Here is a 16,573-nt window from a genome sequence, read left to right as displayed (position 1 = left end):
AAACGATCAGGGACGTGAAGTGTCATCTCAGAAGATCCGGAGCATCATCGCGGTGGCCACTCTGACCGCGGGTATCACCTGGCTGGCCGCGACCCCTTCGACGGCTGACGCGTGCGCGGGCGGGGAGCCCGCCCTGCTGTCGCCCAAGTCGGTCGCCACGTACTGTGCGGAGCGCGCCAGGCTGCGCCTGGACGGCGCCGGCGCCGGCGGCGGCAAGCTGGTCACCACCGAGAGCAACAGGCTCGCCATGGCGGCCGGGGAGATGGCCAGGCGGCTCGGCCTGACGGGGCTGGCCACCGGGCGCGAGGTGCTCGGCACCGCCGACCTGGGCGGGATGGCGGCGACCTGGGGCATGCCCGCGCTGTTCTCGGCCTCGCCCGCGCCGTTCCCCGTGGTGCCGGGTCCGGCCTCGATGAAGGATCTGGCGACCGTGGCCGAGGTGCCCGCGCTCCCGGCCCTCCCTGAGCTGCCGCAGACGCCGCTGGTGGCCAAGCTGCCCGCCGAGATGTCGCTCGGGAACGCCGCTCCGTACCAGAACCGCATCGCGCGCTCCACCGTCGAGTCGCCGCTGGACCTGAAGGAGCCGGTCGCGGAGGTCGGGTCCCAGGTGGTCGACATCCTGCTGCCCAAGACGGTGCGGAGCGTCGAGGACACCACGATGCTGCCGGGCGGCCAGCCCGCGGTGGACGGGTTCACGGGGCTGGCGCGGGAGCTGGGGCTGCGCTGATCGACCCGGTCCCCTGACCGGAGGGGCCGCGGATCGTACCCACCGCGGCCTCTCCACCCTCCCGCCCCGAGACGCGCCCGGCCGTCCCCCGCGCGCAGGACGGAGCCGTCACCACGCCGGGCCGGTGTCACAGCCGAGCCCCCGAAGCGCCACACCACTGGGCTCCGGGCGGCACGCCCACCCAGCCACCCCAAGCGCCACGCCACCGTGCCCAGGCTGCGCGCGGCAGGTCCAGGCCGGCTCCCGCGTCCATGCGCGCCATGGCCACCCCAAGTACGCGAGCCGCCCCGGCGTCGTAGCGGCCCGAGACGGGGGCCGACCCCGGAGCCGAGGCGTCTCAAGAGAGCCCTGAGACGTCCTGAGAGCACGAGGCGGCCCCGGGGTGGGACAGCTGGGGGTGGTCAGCGGGCGAGGGCGTCCAGTTCGTCCTCAGGGAGCCCGAGGTCGACCCGGATGCGGTAGCGGGTGCGCAGGAGCGCCCCCTGCTCCGGATCGTTCTCGTCGCATCCCAGGACCGCCTGGGTGGCCCATTCGAGCCCTCCCTGGAGGTCCCCGTAGGCGACCAGCGTCTCGGCGATCGTGTGAGCGGTCGCCGTGGAGACGCCGCCCTCCGCGCGTATCGTCTCGATGACCTCCCTGGCCTCATCGGGCCGGTCGAGCTCGAAGAGCGTGTCGGCGATGCCGGCGCGGGGGTCGAAGCCCGCCTCGCCGCCGTCCTCGACCGCGCGCTGGAAACACTCCATAGCGCGCGCCGGCTGGCCTGCCGCCCGCCATTCTTCGGCAGCGAGGACCAGGATGGACGCCCTGGAGACGTCGCCCGACGAATAGCCGAGCGCGACGTCGTATAGCCGACTGGCCAGGGAACTGTGGTCGTCGGCCAGTAGGGCCTGCTCAAGCAGACGATCAAGGTGCTCACGGGTCACATGCGCCACACCGCGAGACTACCGAGCCGCTCGGCGCTTTGCCCGGTCAATGCGCATCGCCGGTCAGTCACAAATTCGGTAACGCCGCGTCCAACAGTGCTGACTCTGAGCGTGTCCACCCAGGTGAGGGGGCATATACGGGTCGCTTTGCTGCTACGCGAGCAAGGGGGCTGTGATGGGCATGTCCAAGCAGATGACCTTCACGCTGGCCTGCGTCGTCGTGCTGGCGGCCCTCGTCCCCGGGGTGGCGGGCTATTTGTCGGCCCGATTGGAGGCCATCGAATCCGCGGAGCGCAACTTGCATGCCCTGGAGGCAAGGTTGCATATCCGCGAGGCAAGGGAAGCCCGCCCCGCCTCGATGTCGTCGCCGTGCCTGCGGACGCCGGCCACCCCGCGGTTCCAGCAGGTTCCCGCGATCGCCCTCGGCGAGCGCGGGAAGCGGGTGCCTGCCTGGCTGGCAGGCCTGATCGAGGAAGTGGCGGACTTCAGGCCGGACTAACGGATCTGCCAGGACCGCAGCTGGCGCAGCAGGAAGCCGCGGATCAGCTGCTTGGCCGCCTCGACGATCTCCGGGGAGCCCTTGGGGTCGCGGCGGAAGGCCAGCTTGAGCACGGCGTCGCCGGCCTCGACCGCCACCAGCACGGCCAGGTCGAGCTCCGGGCTGTCGGCCAGCCCGAACTCCTTGAGCAGCAACCCCCGCAACCGCCCCGCGATCACGGTGTTGTTGTCGGAGTCGGAGTCGAGCAGGTTGAGGTCGACGACGTCGCCGAAGTGGAGGCTCTTGAAGCCGGGGACCGTCCTGTGCATGTCGACGTACTCGTCGATGATCGCATCGATGGCCTCCCACCAGCCGCGATACTCCTCCGTCAGGAACCTGCGATCGACCCTGCGCACGAACTCCTCGACGTTGCGCCGGGTGAGCTCCTGCGTGACGGCCCGCTTGTCGGGGAAGAACTGGTAGATCGACCCGATCGCGACGCCTGCCCGCTCGGCGATGCGAGTGGTGGACAGGGCTTCGTATCCGGTCTCGTCGAGTAGCTCGGCGCACGCGTCGAGCATCCGCTCCACGCGGCGTGCGCTCCGGCGCTGCGCCGGCTGGCGCCTGAGTGCTCTGGGCTGGGCACAATCATCATCGAGTTGCGGCGAGGACACGCAGTCATCTTCTCCCGGATGGGCGATCGTTACCTGCCAATTCCTGGATTTCTTATGGTTGCGCTCCAACGCGCGAGCATGCGCATCGTTCCAGGCGAAATCCTGGAAAGGGCATACCCGATTTTCCCCTCCAGGTTGACCGGTACGACAGCCTGATTCCGATGTACGGCCCGCAGAATGTGCGCCGCCACCCGCTCGGCGGGATAACCCCGCCGCGCCAGGCCCCGTACGGCCTCCTCGCGCAGGTCAGCGCCCACGTACGTGGCGTTGCCCGCGATCGGCGTCGAGACGAACCCCGGGCAGACCACGCTCACCCCGATCCCGTGCCCGGCCAGCTCGGCCCTGAGACAGTCGCTGAGCATCTTCACGGCCGCCTTGGAGGTCGAGTACGCGGGCAGCAGCCGGGACGGCGCGAACGCGGCCAGAGAGGCGACGTTGACGATGTGTCCGCCTTCGCCGCGTTCGACCATGGCGGCGCCGAAGAGCCGGCATCCGTGGATGACGCCCCACAGATTGACGTCGATGGTCCTGCGCCAGTCGTCCACCGTATGATCAAAAAAGGCCCCGGCGACGACGATCCCGGCATTGTTCACCACAATGTCCGGCACTCCATATTGAGCGATGATATTTCGCGAAAAATCTTCCATTTGGTTGATATTCGATACGTCGACCTGCGCGGCGTGCCCCGTACCCCCGAGGTCCTCGGCGATGGCGCCGGCGGCCCGCGCCGCCGCGCCGGCGTCGATGTCCGCGCACACCACCTCGGCGCCGTGGGCCGCGAACGCCCGCGCCGTCGCCAGCCCGATCCCGGACCCCGCCCCGGTGACCACCACCAGCCGCCCGTCGAAGGCCCGCCGCGGCCCCCGCACAGCGTGGGCTCCGTCGGCGAACTCGGCGATCAGCCGCGCCACCGCCTCGGGACGGCTCCGGTGCGCCCAGTGCCCGGCGGCCACCTTCCGGTGCCGGAGCCTGGGCACCCACTGCCCGATGGAGGCCAGCAGCGCCGGGGTCACGAAGGCGTCCCGCGTGGCCTCGATGATCTGCACGGGCACGTCGCCGACGCCCGATCGCCGGCCACGCCCATGTTCCGCCGGTACATCCAGAGGCCGTTGCGCCCGTCGTCGGCCAGCGTCGGCGCCGGATGCCCGGGCCGGGGCGAGATGCCCTCGCGCCGGAGCGTACGGGAGATGATCCCCGGCATGACCGAGGCCCACGCCAGCTCCGGCAGCACCGGAACCTGAAATGCCCCGATATACCAGGACTTGATGCGCTGCGCCGCGACGTCCCGCCGCTTCCCGTGCCGCAGGAAATGAGCGGTCTGCCGCAGCCCCGGCCCGCCCAGGCTGGTGAAGGACGCGATCCGGTCCCGGAGCCCGGCCCGCCCCAGGGCCTCCCAGCCCTGGAGCGACCCCCAGTCGTGCCCCACGAGATGCACCCGGGGCCCGCCTCCAGCGCCGATCACGGCGTCGATCACCGCGCCGAGGTCGGCGACCAGGCGGTCGAAGCCGTAGTCCCGGCGGTCCCGGGGCGCCGTGGACTCCCCCGCCCCGCGCATGTCGTACCGGACGACGTGGTAGCGGTCGCGCAGGAGCGCGGCCACCTCGTCCCAGACGCGGTGCGTGTCGGGGTAGCCGTGGAGGAGCAGCACCGTCGGGTTCGCCGGGTCGCCCTCCTCGAAGACCGCCAGCCGCACGTCACCGGACTCGACCCATCGCATGGCGACCTCCTATTGGACAGATCGTCCAGTAGCATAGATCACTCAGGGCCGCGCGGCCAGCCCGGCGCAGGTGCGCAGCGCCTTCCAGTCCGCGACCGCCTGGGTCCGCGCGGGCCCCGTCATCGGCACGGGCACGCCCCCTTGGATGGTGGCCGGGGTCCAGCTGTCCTTGAGCACCTTCCGCCCGTTGATGGTCAGCGTCAGGACGCCGGTCCGGCCCGTGGTGCCGGGAGTGGAGTTGTAGAAGACGAAGTTGCCCATGCCGTAGTTGACGTACGCGTTGTCCAGGTACCCGGATCCGAGCAGGATGTGCGCGTGCCCGCCGACCACCACGTCGGCGCCCGCCTTGACCAGCTTGGGGGCCAGCGAGAGCTGCGCCGGGTTCGGGCACTTCTGCATCTCGGTGCCCCAGTGCAGATGGACGATCACGGTGTCGGAGTTCTTCCGCGCCTGCCGTACCGCCCGCAGGAGGCTGACCTCGTCCTTGGCCGAGGCGAGCCCGCCCTTGTCGGCGGTGGCCGTCCACGACTGGATGAACTCCGCGTCCAGCACCTGCGTGGCCCCGATGATGGCCACCCGGTTGCCGTTCACGGTCCTGCGGAACGGCTTGTACGCCTGCGCCGCGTCCTTCCCGATCCCCACCACGGGGAACTTGCTGCTCCTGATCGCCGCCAGCGTGTCCGCCAGGCCGGTCTCCATGTAGTCCATGCCGTGGTTGTTGGCCATGGACACGACGTCGACCCCGGCGGCCTTCAACGCGGTGAAGGCGGTCGGCGGCGCCCGGAAGGTGAACTGCTTCCCCGGCGCGGGCGTCCCGCCCGTGGTGATCGCCGTCTCCAGGTTCACCATGGATAAGTCGGACTTGCGCAGCACGCTCGCGATCGGCCCGAGCGCCGTGGCCGGGCTGGCCAGCCGTCCCCGCAGCATCCCCTCGAAGTGCACGTCCCCGCCGAAGGAGATCGTGTACGGCCGCCGCTTCGGCTTGGGCTTCACCGTCGGCGACTCGGCCACCTGCTGGTCCACCTGCTTGCTCTGCGGCTCTATCTCGGGGGCCGATGAGCAGGCCACCAAGGACGCGGCGACGGCGAACAACGGGAGGGCACGGGGGAGTCTCATCTGCCGCCACTTCCGCTCGAATCCGGTCTTTTAGGGATTGAGCATGCCATGCAGGGCGGATTACCGCGCAGGCTCCCCCTTCTCCAGCAACGTGCGCATCGCCTCCCGGGTCGCGTCGTCCATCGGCGTGTACACGATCAGCCGGATCTCGGCCACGGCCGTGAGACTGGTGGTGCTGAAGCGCAGCTCCCCCAGCTCCACGTGCTTGAACCGCTTCACCCGCGGCCCCGGCTCGGCCACGTCCTGCCTGGCCCACAACCGCGCGAACTCGGCGCTCTCCGAGCTGAGCCGGCGTACGAAGTCCTGCCAGCACGGGTCGTCCACGTGGCGGCTGTAGGCGCCCCTGAACACCGCCACCGCCCGCGCGAGCTCCTGGTCGCGGTTGAGCAGCATGGTCATGGGGGCGGGGGTGAGGCAGGTGTACCAGAGCGAGTTCCGCTCGCCCTCCGGCGCGCTGACCATCTCGGGGAACAGGGCGGCGTAGGCGGCGTTCCAGGCCAGGGCGTCGCACCGGCTGTTGGCCACGACGGCGGGCATGTCGCCGAGCCGGTCGAGGATCTGCCGCATCTCGGGCGTCACCTGGCCCGAGTCGGTGTCGTCCGGGGTCTGCGCCTGGCCCGCCAGCCGGTAGAGGTGCTGGCGCTCGGCGGTGTCGAGCCTGAGCGTACGGGCGATCGCGTCCAGCACCTGGGCGCTGGCGTTGATCGGGCGGCCCTGCTCCAGCCACGTGTACCAGGTCACGCCGACGCCCGCGAGCTGGGCGACCTCCTCGCGCCGCAGGCCGGGCGTCCGCCTGCGCGGTCCCGGCGCGAGGTCGACCATCTCGGGGGTGATCCGCTCGCGACGCGTACGCAGGAACGCCGACAGGTCGGTGCGCTTTGCCTCTGCCACGCTCATGTCTCCCACTATGGGACGAAACCCAAGACCTTATCCAGTTACCGCCAATACCAGTATAAGTGGGCTCTCGTTACTGGTACTGGATCCCCGGCAGACTGGTAAACATGACGCAAACTGCCGCTATCTCCCCCTCTGTGGATACCAAACCGCAGGAAGGGACCCGGGCCAGCGGCCTGCTCCTTGCGATCATCCTCGTGGGGCAGTTCCTGGCCATCCTGAACGTCAACATCGTCAACGTGGCCACCCCGACCATCGAGTCCGACCTGCACTCCTCAGGTGCCGGGCTGCAGATGATCGTCGCCGGATACACCATTGTCTATGCCGTCCTGTTGATCACCGGAGCCAGGGTCGGCGACCTGTTCGGCTACCGCAACGCTTTCCTGGGCGGGCTGGCGCTGTTCACGGTGACCACGCTCGGCGCGGGCCTGGCGCCCTCGACGGGCTGGCTGGTGGCCGCCCGGCTGCTGCAGGGCGCCGGGGCGGCGATGATGATGCCGCAGGTCCTGACGTTGATCCAGCGCAACTACCACGGCGCGGCCAGAGGCCGGGCGATGGGCCTGTGGTCGCTGGTGATCAGCGGTGGCATCGTGATCGGCCAGGCTCTCGGCGGCATCCTGCTGGGCCTGGGCGCGGGCTGGCGAGTGGTGTTCCTGGTGCTGGTGCCGATCGGCGCGCTGCTGCTGGCGGCCGGCATGAAGGTGCTGCCCGCCGACGAGGGCGGAGGCCGGACCGGTCTCGACCCGTGGGGCCTGGTGTCCCTGTCCGCGGCTGTGCTCCTGCTCGTCGTGCCGCTGGTCCTGGGCCGCGAGCTCGGGTGGCCGGTGTGGGGCTGGATCTCGATGGCGCTGAGCGTGGTGACGTTCTTCGCGTTCGTCCGCATCGAGCGCTGGGTGACGGCCCGCGGCGGGCGTCCCCTGGTGGACGCGCGGGTGCTGCGCGCGCCCGGCATGCGCCCGGGGCTGGCGATCCTGCTGTTCGGCCCGGCGACCTGGGGCGCGTTCCTGTTCACCTCGGCCCTGCACCTGCAGGGCGAGCTGCACCTGACGCCGCTGGCCTCCGGCATGATGCTGGTGCCGTGCGCGCTGGCCTTCGGCCTCGTCGGACTCGCCTGGCCGCGCCTGCCGCTCCGCCTGCAGCGCCCGCTGGTGCCCGTCGGCTACGTGGTGGCCGCGCCCGCGTACCTCGGACTGGGGCTCGCCGCCGGCGGCGGCCTCCCGTACGCGGTCATGAGCGCCCTCGTCGGCGCCGGGCTCGGCGTGCAGGTCGCGGTGACGAACATGGCGACCGAGCAGGTCGACGACGTCTACGCGGCGGACGCGAGCGGCGCGCTGCTCACCGTGATGCAGCTCGGCCAGGTCATCGGCGTCTCCACGGTCGGAACGCTGTTCATCACGCTGAGCCAGGGCCACGGCACGGTGTCCGCCTCACTGGTCTCCTCCATCGCCATGGCGGGCCTGGCCGTGGTCGCGGGGCTGAGCTCGCTCTTCCTCGTACGGCGCCGCGTACCGGCCCGCGCCTGATCCCCGACGGCCCTCGTCCCTGCTGGGACGCGGGCCGTTCGCGTGTCACCGTGTATGGATGGCCCCCCGTGACCAACGGCCCACGTCGCGCTCACTCGTGTTGCTGCTGCTGGTGATCGCGCTGCTCTGCGCCACCGCGACGCTGCTCTCGCCGCTCCTGCTGGACCTCCTCGTGCCCGCCGGCTCTCGGTGGCAGCAGCTGAGCGACATCGGCCAGACCTACGGCGCGGCCTCCGCCGTACTCTCCGCCTTTGCGCTCGTCGCCATCGGCGTATCCCTCTTTCTCCAGGCCAGAGAAATGCGAATTTCACGTGAAGAGGCTCAGCGCACTCATCATCTGCAGCTGATGCAGCTCCAGATAGAAAATCCTGCACTGCACAGGGTGCTCGGCATGCCGCACACGGGACTCGATCCCCGAGTACACCTCTACCTCAATCTGCTGCTGTCCTATTGGGAGATGCTTTTTATTGTGGGCGAGCTGCCGGAGTCGATCCTGGTGGATTACGCGCGCACGGACTTTTTCGGCACGGAGGCCGGGACACGTTTTTGGAAGGGGACCCGCGAGTACCGGCGCCTCGTGGCGAGGAATCGTCGAAGCCAGCGGTTCGTCGCGGCGATCGACCTCGCCTGGCGGCAAAGCCTTGAGGCTCGCCCGGCAGAGACTCCGGTCCGAGGCTCCTCGCCCCGCCCGCCAGCGGTGGGCGCAGCCGCCGTCGTGGCGGCCGTCGGGGCTGCGGTCGCCTGGCTCATCTGGGGGAAGAAGAGGCGCGACACCGGTTGATCAACATGGCGGGGAGTGTGCCATGATGTGCGAGTCTTCCGTGCTCGATCCTGCAGGGAGAGCTGGAAAGTCCCCGGAGGTCGCGCCTCCGCCCGAACGGCCCTGAGTGTTGCTGCTACCAACCCGCAGGGCCGTTCGTCATGCGCCGGCCGCCATGGCAGCCAGGTCGAACTCACCCTCGCGGACACCGGCCATGAAGGCGGCCCACTCGGACGGGGTGAAGACCAGGACGGGCCCGTCCTGCACCTTGCTGTCCCTCAGCGCGACGTTGCCGTCGGCCAGGGGGGCAACCTCAACGCACGCCGCTGCGCCGTTGCAGAAGGTGCTCTTCCGCCAGGCCGGCGTCGTAGTGTGGATGTACATTTTCTCCCCAAATGCGCAAAAGGGGCCCCATTGCCCCCTTTTGAGGTTCGTCGTTAACGTCGCCAAAGCATGGCTTTACGCTGTATAAGAACTCGTGATTCGTCCTCATCCAGAGCTTCCGAGCGGATGTGATCGAAAGCCGTCTCGTATCCAGCTACTCGTTCGAGGTCTTCGACGAAGTGAGCAGTATACAACTGTTCCAGGTACACAACGTCATCAAAGGCGGAAAACTTCAGGTGAATAAAAGCACCGGTGTTCACCGGATGAAGCGAGTCCATGGTGAGGACCTGGACGCTGACGTGCGGCAGAAGTGAGACCTCCAGGAGATGCTCCATCTGCTCACGCATCACCGCCGGTTCGCCGAATCTGCGCGTCAGCGCCGATTCGTCGAGCACCACATTGAGAACGCACGCGTCGGCCCTGTGGAGCACACGCTGCTGTCTGTCCAGCCGGGCCTCGACCCGGCTCCTGACACCGCTGTGCGTGATGCGCGCGATGCCACGAGTCGCCAGGATCACTTCTCTGGCGTAGTCCTCGGTCTGCAGCAGGCCGGGCACGATCTGGGGTTCCCAGTTGCGCTGGTGCGTGGCCTCTGCCTCCAGCCCAAGGAATCTTGTGTACTCCTCAGGCAGAGAGTCTTCGTAATCTTCCCACCACCCACGCTGTTCCGTGTCCCGCAACAGGCCGAAGAGCTCGTCAAGTTTCGGCCCATCGCAATGGTAGAGCTCCGCCATGGCCTTGATGTCGCCGGCGCTCGGCATGGTCTTGGCCGCCTCGATGCGGCTGACCTTGCTCGCGGACCAGCCGAGCTCCTTGGCCGCTCTGGCACCGGTAAGCGCTCTTCGCTCCCGGAGAAGGCGCAGCTCCTGGCCCAGCCGGAGCCTGCGTACTGTCGGACTGCCCTGCTGCGATGGCACCGTCCACTCTCCTTGTCGGGAATGAAGGTGTGGCGGGAAGGGGCGTTTAGGGCCCGACTTTGTGGGGCCGTTCGCGCCCAATCTTACACTGCAAGTTGCACGCGGCGTGTCACGCAGCCTTGCCAGAAGGCTTTCACGGGGAGAGCGTAGGGGCAAGACGAACTCCACGTAGGGGGCGGGCACGGGCGGAACTTCTCCTGCCATGGGATCGGCGCGACAGTTCCAGTGCAAGTTGCACGGCAATCGTGAAGAAAATTAAATCTTCCCTTGCTGAACGTATTGCAGCATCGCGGACCTCGGAGGACGATCGGTTCCAGGAGGGTTCTCGAGTGGTGAGGAGGCCGGACATGACGACACGGCCGTACACACCGGGCCTTCCGTTCTCGATCGCGCGGCCCCGCCCGGGCCGCCTCGCCGGCAACGTCGCCGCCCCGGATACGAAACTCCGCCCCAGGGAGGCCGCTTGCCGGAAGGACTTCGGAATCGCCTGAAGAACTCAGCGAGAGTCCGCTCATTCGAGCCTGGAAAAAACCGGGCCGCGGCTGATCACCAGCGCGCCGCATTCGGGCTGCCACCCTGCGGCGAGACCGGTCATCAGCCGTCGGTCCGGCGAAGAAGCCACCTCTGAAAATGCCGCGAAAGGGGTCTTCTCATGTACTCACAAGGTACCAAGGGACTCGCCCGAATCAAGTGCCGGATCCGAGAGCTTATGGCTTGGGCCGATCGCGAGATCTGCATGGAGCCAGACGAGTTCGCCCACCACGTCGGATGGACCGTGAGCAGGACCGGGTTCGGCTCCCGTCGCTACCGCGACCCACGGTTCGACCAGCTCAGCGTGCCACAGCGCGTGACGGAGGAGGTGTCCTGACGTGCCGAGGAACCCGCGCAACCAGATCTACCCCGCCAACGAGGACCTTCCCGCCGCCGGGCGCGGCGGGCCGCTGGTCAGGCTGTGGCGGGTCCGTACCGAGCTGATGCTGCTCGCCGCGCTGGCGCTGGTCACGCTCACCCTGCTGGGGGCCACCCAGGAGGGCCGGTGGTGGCCGTTCGTCCTGCTGACGAGCGCCGTCTCGGTGCCGGCCGCCACCAGGACCGGGCGCAACTGGGTGAGCGCGCACTTCTGGTGCGTGGTCTCCAGGCACCGCCTGCACCGGGTCTGCCTGGAGACCACGATGCACACCAGGGCCGGGCGGATCCCCCTCGTGCTCTGGATCACGCCGACGACCACGGGCGAGAAGGCCCTGATCATGACCAGGGCCGGCATCTCCGCCGAGGAGTTCGAGGCGTACAGCGAGGAGATCGCGGCCGCCTGCTGGGCCAGGAGCGCGAACGTCTACCGGCACCGGCGCCGGGCCCAGTTCGTGATCGTGGAGATCGTCAGGCGCGACGAGGTCCCGGGAGCGACCTCTCCCGGACTCGACCGGCTGTACGGCAGACGGGCCTGGATCTCGCTCAGACCCGACCTCGAGGAGCCGCCTGATCTGCGCGCACCGGTCGCGCTGGCCAAGGCGGGCTGAGGACCTGGGGGAATCCGGGACATTTCCCCGGGTGGGAAGCCCCGGAGACCGCGGGGGCTCCGGGGCTTCCCCATGCGCGCGGTACGGGCCAAGATGAGTTCAGCTGGCGAACTCAGGAGTCGTGATGACGTCGACCGTCCACCGGACCTGTCCCCTCTGCGAGGCCGTCTGCGGCCTGACGCTCACCCTCGACGAGGGCGGGCACGTGACCAGCGTCCGCGGTGACAAGGACGATCCGTTCAGCAAGGGGTTCATCTGCCCGAAGGGGGCCAGCCTCGGCCAGCTCGACGAGGACCCCGACCGGCTGCGCAGGCCGCTGATCAGGGAGGGCGACCTGTGGCGCGAGGTCGGCTGGGAGGAGGCGTTCGCCGCCGTCAAGGCGGGCCTCGACCGGGTCGCCGACCGCCGCTCCACCGCGATCTACCTCGGCAACCCGAACGCCCACAGCATGGCGGGCGCCTTGTACGGCGCTCCCCTGATCAGGGCGCTCGGCACCCGCAACGTCTACTCCGCCAGCACCGCCGACCAGATGCCCAAGCACGTGGCGAGCGGGCTCATGTTCGGGCACCCGCTGGCCATCCCGGTCCCCGACCTCGACAGGACCGACTACCTGCTGATGCTGGGGGCCAACCCGCTGGAGTCCAACGGCTCGCTGTGCACCGCGCCCGACTTCCCCGGGCGGCTGAAGGCCCTGCGCGCCCGCGGCGGCCGGCTCGTGGTGGTCGACCCCCGCCGTACGCGCACCGCCGCGCTGGCGGACGAGCACGTCTTCGTCCGCCCCGGGACGGACGCCTACCTGCTGTTCGGCATCGTCCACACGCTGTTCGCCGAGGATCTCGTCACGCTGGCGCACCAGGTCAACGGGCTGGCCGAGGTGCGGGAGGCGGCCAAGCACTTCCCGCCGGAGGCGGTCGCCAGGCGCACCGGCGTGCCCGCCGAAGTGATCGTGCGGCTGGCCAGGGAGCTGGCGGCAGCCCGTACGGCCGCCGTCTACGCCAGGATCGGCACCTGCACGGCCGAGTTCGGCACGCTGGCCCAGTGGCTCGTGGACGTGCTCAACGTGCTCACCGGCAACCTGGACCGGCCGGGCGGCGCCATGTTCCCCAAGCCCGCCACGGAGTTCGGCGCGCGGCGCAAGCCTTACGCGGTGGGGCGGTGGAAGAGCCGGGTCAGGGGGCTGCCGGAGAGCAACGGCGAGCTGCCGGTGGCCACGCTCGCCGACGAGATCGAGACGCCCGGCGAGGGGCAGGTCACGTTCCTGATCACGGTGGCGGGCAACCCGGTGCTGTCGGCGCCCCACGGGGCCAGGCTCGACGCGGCCTTCGGGCGGCTCGACTTCATGGTGAGCGTGGACCTGTACCTCAACGAGACCACCAAGCACGCGAACGTCATCCTCCCGCCACCGCGGATGCTGCAGTCGGGCCACTACGACTTCACGCTGCTCGGGTTCGCGGTCCGCAACTACGCCCGCTACTCGCCGCCGCTGCTGCCGCTGGACGGGCAGCCCTCCGAGGCCCAGATCCTGGCCAGGCTCGCCGTGATCGCCTCGGGCCTGGAGGGGGACCTGGACGAGTTCGTGATCGGCGAGATGCTGCGCAAGGCCACCGAGACCCCCGGCTCCGGGGTCGAGGGGCGCGACGTGGCCGAGCTGCGCGCCGAGCTGGAGGGCGAGACGGGCGGCGAGCGCCGGCTGGACCTCATGCTCAAGCTCGGCCCCTACGGCGAGTGGGCCGGCAAGGGCGACCTGTCGCTGCGCAAGCTGCTGGACAACCCGCACGGCCTGGACCTCGGCCCGCTGGAGCCACGGCTCGGCGAGGTGCTGAAGACCGCCTCGGGCCTGATCGAGCTGGCGCCGCCGCAGATCGTCGAGGACGTGGAGCGGCTGCGCGGCAAGCTGGAGGAGGACCCGCCGGAGATCGTCCTGATCGGGCGGCGCCACCTGCGCTCCAACAACAGCTGGCTGCACAACGTGGGCCCGCTGGTCGGCGGCAGCAACACCTGCACGCTGCAGATCAACCCGGCCGACGTGGCCAGGCTCGGGCTCGACGGCGAGGCGGTGGTCCGCTCCGCGAAGGGCCAGCTCACGGTGCCGCTCGAACCCACCGACACGATCATGCCGGGCGTGGTCAGCCTGCCGCACGGGTGGGGCCACGCGGGCAGCTCGCAGAGCGTGGCGGCCGAGCACGCGGGGGTCAGCGTCAACACGCTCACGGACGAATCCACCATCGACGTACCGAGTGGTAACGCAGTGTTCAACGGAGTTCCGGTCACGATTTCACCAACCGGGGTGATCATCGCACAATAGGGTGTCGCGCGTGACTATCGCGCCAGAAGAGGACCGCCTGAACGCCCAGATCGCCTTCGCCGTCGAGATCGACAAGTTGAAGCGGATCATCCGCCGCAACCATTTGATGGACGGCTCGCGGCGGGAGAACACCGCCGAGCACTCCTGGTACGTGGGCACGTTGGCGATGATCCTCGGCGAGCATGCCCCACCTGGAACGGACCTCCAACGGGTGGTGGCCATGTTGCTCGTGCACGACCTGGTCGAGATCGACGCCGGCGACACGTTCATCTATGACCTCGTGGAGGTGGCCGCGCAGGCCGGCGCCGAGCGCGCCGCCGCCGACCGCATCTTCGGCCTGCTGCCCGCCGACCAGGGGCAGTGGCTGCGGGAGCTGTGGGACGAGTTCGAGGAGCGGAAGACGCCGGAGGCCAGGTTCGCCAAGGCGCTCGACCGGTTCTCCCCGATCCTGGCCAACCACCTCACCGAGGGTGGCACGTGGCCGCTGTTCAAGGTCAAGGCCGCGCAGGTCAGGGAGAAGGTGCGGATCATCGAGGAAGGTTCGCCGTCTCTCGGCGCGTACGCGCTGGAGCTGGTCGAACTCTCCGTGGCCAGGGGACACCTGTCCGAGTGATCCCCACATGGGTGGGGTAGGGGACTTGTCGTGAAAGAGGAAGTGCGAGCGAAACGTCGGCCGTTGCGGGGTTTGGCCGGGCCGGTTGCTCTCGCCGACCGGCTTGAGAAGTCCAAGGCCCTGGACACGCCGATCAGAGTGCTGGCCAAGACCGTCCGCCAGCGCATCCGGCCTGGCCGGCTACGTGACCTGCTGCACGGCGTGCCCACGGGCAAACCGCTGCACCCGCCGCTGGCCACGGTCAGCCTGGGCTGCTGGCTGTCCGCGGCGCTGCTGGACCTGACCGACGGCGATCCACGGGCCACGCGCGTGCTGCTGGCCACGGGCATCGCCAACGCGCTGCCCACGGCGGCGGCCGGGCTGACCGACTGGTCCTCTCTCCACCGCGAGCAGCAGCGCGTGGGCTTCGTCCACATGCTGTCGAACGTGGCCGCGCTGGGCCTGTTCTCCGGCTCCCTGCTGGCCCGGGTACGCGGGCGCGAGCAGATGGGCCGCACCCTGACCCTGGCCGGGCTGGGCCTGGCCGGGCTCGGCGGCTATCTCGGCGGCCACATGGCCTACCGCCAGGCGGCCGGGGCCAACCACGCTCCGCAGGTCACCCATCTGGTGCCGCTGGGCTGGCACGACCTGTGCCTGCTCAGGGACCTGCCGGAGGGCCGGCCCGTGGCGCGGCGGCTCGGCTACATCCAGCTCTTCGTGCTGCGCCAGGGCGAGGCCGTCACCGTGCTCGCCGACCGCTGCCCGCACCTGGCCGGCCCGCTGCACCAGGGCAGGCTGGTCATGGAGAACGGGGAGGCGTGCGTGGTCTGCCCGTGGCACGGCAGCACGTTCAGGCTGGCCGACGGCTCGGTGCGGCACGGTCCGGCGACCGCCCCCGCGCCCATGTTCGAGACGCGGATCCGGCGTGACGGCACGCTCCAGGTGCGGCCGGGGTTGACCTGAAGTTCGCTTGAGGTCTTAGCGTCGGTCCTATGAGCACGATTCTGGTGACCGGCGCGACCGGCAATGTCGGCAGGCATGTGGTGTCCCAGCTCGCGGGAGCGGGGCTGGAGGTGCGGGCCCTCGTCAGGGACCCCGGGCGGGCGAGGCTGCCCGAGCACGTGGAGGTGGTGCGCGGCGACCTGTCCGCACCTGAAACGCTGGAACCTGCGCTGAAAGGCGTGGAGAGCGTGTTCCTGCTGTGGCCCCATTTCACGGCGGACGGCGCCGCCGAGGTGGTCACGGCCATCGCCGGGCACGCGCGGCGCGTGGTCTACCTGTCGGCCAACGTGGCGGACGAGCCGGTGACGCACTACCACGAGGTGGAGCGGCTGATCCGGCATTCGGGGCTCGGGTGGACGTTCCTGCGGCCCGGCGGCTTCGCGGCCAACACGCTGGGCTGGGCCGGGCAGATCAGGCAGGGCGTGGTGCGCTGGCCGTACGGGCAGGCTTCGAGGCCCCTGATCCACGAGCGGGACATCGCGGCCGTGGCCACGCACGTGCTCACCTCGGCGGGCCACAGCGGCGCCACGTACGTGCTGACCGGCCCCGAGCGCCTCACCCAGGTCGAGCAGGTACGCGTGATCGGCGCGGCGACCGGGCGCGAGGTGCGCTGGGAGGAGCAGCCGCCGGAGGAGGCCCGCGAGCAGCTCATGGCCGCCTGGGGGAACGCCGCCTTCGTCGAGAGCGCGCTGAAGGCGTGGGCGAGCTTCGTGACGGCTCCCGAGCAGGTCACCGACACCGTGGAGCGGCTGCTCGGCAGGCCCGCGCTGACGTTCGGTCAGTGGGCGGAGGACCACGTGGCGGACTTCAGCTGACCTCGTCCGCGGGGTGCTCCACGAGGGCCAGGATGCGGCTGGACATGAACCTGGCCGTGCGCACCGGCGTGCCGGAGCGGGTGACCTCGCTCACCTCGACGAGCCCCCGCCTCGTGGTCACGTCGACCCGCCGCCCGGCGCGAGTGGCCCTGATCTCGTAAGTACGCGGTGTGCCTCCGGCATCGATGACGATCTCTACCCAGTCGCCCTTCATGTACGAATTCATACC

19 protein-coding genes are annotated in these 16,573 nt (G+C 69.8%); 10 read left to right on the top strand and 9 right to left on the bottom strand.

Annotation, left to right across the window (positions count from 1 at the left end; genetic code table 11):
- Positions 1-52 precede the first annotated feature (52 nt).
- The gene (locus tag HD596_RS15630) at positions 53-727 is read left to right on the top strand and encodes a hypothetical protein (protein WP_185069940.1); all 675 of its coding nucleotides are present in this window, start codon (positions 53-55) and stop codon (positions 725-727) included.
- Positions 728-1,128: 401 nt separating this feature from the next.
- Here HD596_RS15630 and HD596_RS15625 read toward each other — a convergent pair whose 3' ends face one another.
- Complete coding sequence (locus HD596_RS15625; RefSeq protein WP_313044179.1) at positions 1,129-1,659, bottom strand: tetratricopeptide repeat protein; 531 nt, start codon at positions 1,657-1,659, stop codon at positions 1,129-1,131.
- 166 nt (positions 1,660-1,825) lie between these two features.
- Between HD596_RS15625 and HD596_RS15620 the strand changes: the two genes are divergently transcribed.
- Positions 1,826-2,149 (top strand): hypothetical protein, encoded by a 324-nt coding sequence (locus tag HD596_RS15620; RefSeq protein ID WP_185069939.1) that lies wholly within the window; start codon positions 1,826-1,828, stop codon positions 2,147-2,149.
- On the opposite strand, the gene HD596_RS15615 is transcribed toward HD596_RS15620, so the two are convergent.
- The 5 genes from HD596_RS15615 to HD596_RS15600 form a co-directional block, all read right to left on the bottom strand.
- Positions 2,146-2,709 carry a TetR/AcrR family transcriptional regulator gene (locus HD596_RS15615; RefSeq protein ID WP_185078500.1) on the bottom strand — a complete coding sequence of 188 codons (564 nt, stop codon included), beginning with the start codon at positions 2,707-2,709 and terminating at the stop codon, positions 2,146-2,148. The two genes, HD596_RS15620 and HD596_RS15615, sit on opposite strands and share 4 nt — an antisense overlap.
- A 122-nt stretch (positions 2,710-2,831) precedes the next feature.
- The gene (locus HD596_RS61745; RefSeq protein ID WP_313044178.1) at positions 2,832-3,854 is read right to left on the bottom strand and encodes an SDR family NAD(P)-dependent oxidoreductase; all 1,023 of its coding nucleotides are present in this window, start codon (positions 3,852-3,854) and stop codon (positions 2,832-2,834) included.
- Positions 3,812-4,519 carry an alpha/beta fold hydrolase gene (locus HD596_RS61740; protein WP_246554471.1) on the bottom strand — a complete coding sequence of 236 codons (708 nt, stop codon included), beginning with the start codon at positions 4,517-4,519 and terminating at the stop codon, positions 3,812-3,814. Before HD596_RS61740 ends, HD596_RS61745 begins: the two co-directional genes overlap by 43 nt.
- Before the next feature lie 42 nt (positions 4,520-4,561).
- Positions 4,562-5,635 (bottom strand): CapA family protein, encoded by a 1,074-nt coding sequence (locus HD596_RS15605; RefSeq protein ID WP_185069938.1) that lies wholly within the window; start codon positions 5,633-5,635, stop codon positions 4,562-4,564.
- 60 nt (positions 5,636-5,695) lie between these two features.
- Positions 5,696-6,532, bottom strand: a complete 837-nt coding sequence (locus tag HD596_RS15600; protein WP_185069937.1) for a helix-turn-helix transcriptional regulator — start codon at positions 6,530-6,532, stop codon at positions 5,696-5,698.
- Positions 6,533-6,666: 134 nt separating this feature from the next.
- Between HD596_RS15600 and HD596_RS15595 the strand changes: the two genes are divergently transcribed.
- Both HD596_RS15595 and HD596_RS15590 read left to right on the top strand, forming a co-directional pair.
- On the top strand, positions 6,667-8,052 hold the full coding sequence (locus HD596_RS15595; protein ID WP_313044173.1) for an MFS transporter: 1,386 nt from the start codon (positions 6,667-6,669) through the stop codon (positions 8,050-8,052).
- A gap of 97 nt (positions 8,053-8,149) precedes the next feature.
- Positions 8,150-8,833, top strand: a complete 684-nt coding sequence (locus HD596_RS15590; RefSeq protein ID WP_185069935.1) for a DUF6082 family protein — start codon at positions 8,150-8,152, stop codon at positions 8,831-8,833.
- A gap of 138 nt (positions 8,834-8,971) precedes the next feature.
- On the opposite strand, the gene HD596_RS15585 is transcribed toward HD596_RS15590, so the two are convergent.
- Both HD596_RS15585 and HD596_RS15580 read right to left on the bottom strand, forming a co-directional pair.
- A complete protein-coding gene (locus HD596_RS15585) occupies positions 8,972-9,196 on the bottom strand; it encodes a DUF397 domain-containing protein (protein WP_185069934.1) in 225 nt (74 codons plus the stop codon).
- Positions 9,197-9,249: 53 nt separating this feature from the next.
- The gene (locus tag HD596_RS15580) at positions 9,250-10,113 is read right to left on the bottom strand and encodes a helix-turn-helix domain-containing protein (RefSeq protein WP_185069933.1); all 864 of its coding nucleotides are present in this window, start codon (positions 10,111-10,113) and stop codon (positions 9,250-9,252) included.
- Positions 10,114-10,849: 736 nt separating this feature from the next.
- Here HD596_RS15580 and HD596_RS63760 point away from each other — a divergent pair.
- The 6 genes from HD596_RS63760 (at position 10,850) to HD596_RS15555 (ending at position 16,344) form a co-directional block, all read left to right on the top strand.
- Positions 10,850-10,981: a hypothetical protein gene (locus tag HD596_RS63760; RefSeq protein ID WP_281398245.1), complete on the top strand. Its 132-nt coding sequence runs from the start codon at positions 10,850-10,852 to the stop codon at positions 10,979-10,981.
- Between the two features lies 1 nt (position 10,982).
- On the top strand, positions 10,983-11,630 hold the full coding sequence (locus tag HD596_RS15575) for a hypothetical protein (RefSeq protein ID WP_185069932.1): 648 nt from the start codon (positions 10,983-10,985) through the stop codon (positions 11,628-11,630).
- Between the two features lie 124 nt (positions 11,631-11,754).
- Complete coding sequence (locus HD596_RS15570; RefSeq protein ID WP_185069931.1) at positions 11,755-13,935, top strand: molybdopterin-dependent oxidoreductase; 2,181 nt, start codon at positions 11,755-11,757, stop codon at positions 13,933-13,935.
- Position 13,936: 1 nt separating this feature from the next.
- On the top strand, positions 13,937-14,548 hold the full coding sequence (locus HD596_RS15565; protein WP_185069930.1) for an HD domain-containing protein: 612 nt from the start codon (positions 13,937-13,939) through the stop codon (positions 14,546-14,548).
- A gap of 63 nt (positions 14,549-14,611) precedes the next feature.
- A complete protein-coding gene (locus HD596_RS15560; RefSeq protein ID WP_185069929.1) occupies positions 14,612-15,490 on the top strand; it encodes a Rieske (2Fe-2S) protein in 879 nt (292 codons plus the stop codon).
- 29 nt (positions 15,491-15,519) lie between these two features.
- On the top strand, positions 15,520-16,344 hold the full coding sequence (locus HD596_RS15555) for an NAD(P)H-binding protein (RefSeq protein ID WP_185069928.1): 825 nt from the start codon (positions 15,520-15,522) through the stop codon (positions 16,342-16,344).
- Here HD596_RS15555 and HD596_RS15550 read toward each other — a convergent pair.
- On the bottom strand, positions 16,337-16,558 hold the full coding sequence (locus tag HD596_RS15550) for a DUF8836 family protein (RefSeq protein ID WP_185069927.1): 222 nt from the start codon (positions 16,556-16,558) through the stop codon (positions 16,337-16,339). The two genes, HD596_RS15555 and HD596_RS15550, sit on opposite strands and share 8 nt — an antisense overlap.
- Positions 16,559-16,573 lie beyond the last annotated feature (15 nt).

The organism is Nonomuraea jabiensis, assembly GCF_014204795.1.
Classification (GTDB): domain Bacteria; phylum Actinomycetota; class Actinomycetes; order Streptosporangiales; family Streptosporangiaceae; genus Nonomuraea; species Nonomuraea jabiensis.
Note: the sequence above shows the minus strand (reverse complement) of the source record. Positions and strands in the feature narration are given on the sequence as shown.

Excerpts from the sequence above, each read along its gene's own strand:
- HD596_RS15555 (WP_185069928.1), top strand. The coding sequence starts at position 15,520 with ATGAGCACGATTCTGGTGACCGGCGCGACCGGCAATGTCGGCAGGCAT.
- HD596_RS15570 (WP_185069931.1), top strand. The coding sequence starts at position 11,755 with ATGACGTCGACCGTCCACCGGACCTGTCCCCTCTGCGAGGCCGTCTGC.
- HD596_RS15615 (WP_185078500.1), bottom strand. The coding sequence starts at position 2,709 with ATGCTCGACGCGTGCGCCGAGCTACTCGACGAGACCGGATACGAAGCC.
- HD596_RS63760 (WP_281398245.1), top strand. The coding sequence starts at position 10,850 with ATGGAGCCAGACGAGTTCGCCCACCACGTCGGATGGACCGTGAGCAGG.
- HD596_RS61740 (WP_246554471.1), bottom strand. The coding sequence starts at position 4,519 with ATGCGATGGGTCGAGTCCGGTGACGTGCGGCTGGCGGTCTTCGAGGAG.
- HD596_RS15620 (WP_185069939.1), top strand. The coding sequence starts at position 1,826 with ATGGGCATGTCCAAGCAGATGACCTTCACGCTGGCCTGCGTCGTCGTG.
- HD596_RS15585 (WP_185069934.1), bottom strand. The coding sequence starts at position 9,196 with ATGTACATCCACACTACGACGCCGGCCTGGCGGAAGAGCACCTTCTGC.
- HD596_RS15605 (WP_185069938.1), bottom strand. The coding sequence starts at position 5,635 with ATGAGACTCCCCCGTGCCCTCCCGTTGTTCGCCGTCGCCGCGTCCTTG.
- HD596_RS15550 (WP_185069927.1), bottom strand. The coding sequence starts at position 16,558 with ATGAAGGGCGACTGGGTAGAGATCGTCATCGATGCCGGAGGCACACCG.
- HD596_RS15600 (WP_185069937.1), bottom strand. The coding sequence starts at position 6,532 with ATGAGCGTGGCAGAGGCAAAGCGCACCGACCTGTCGGCGTTCCTGCGT.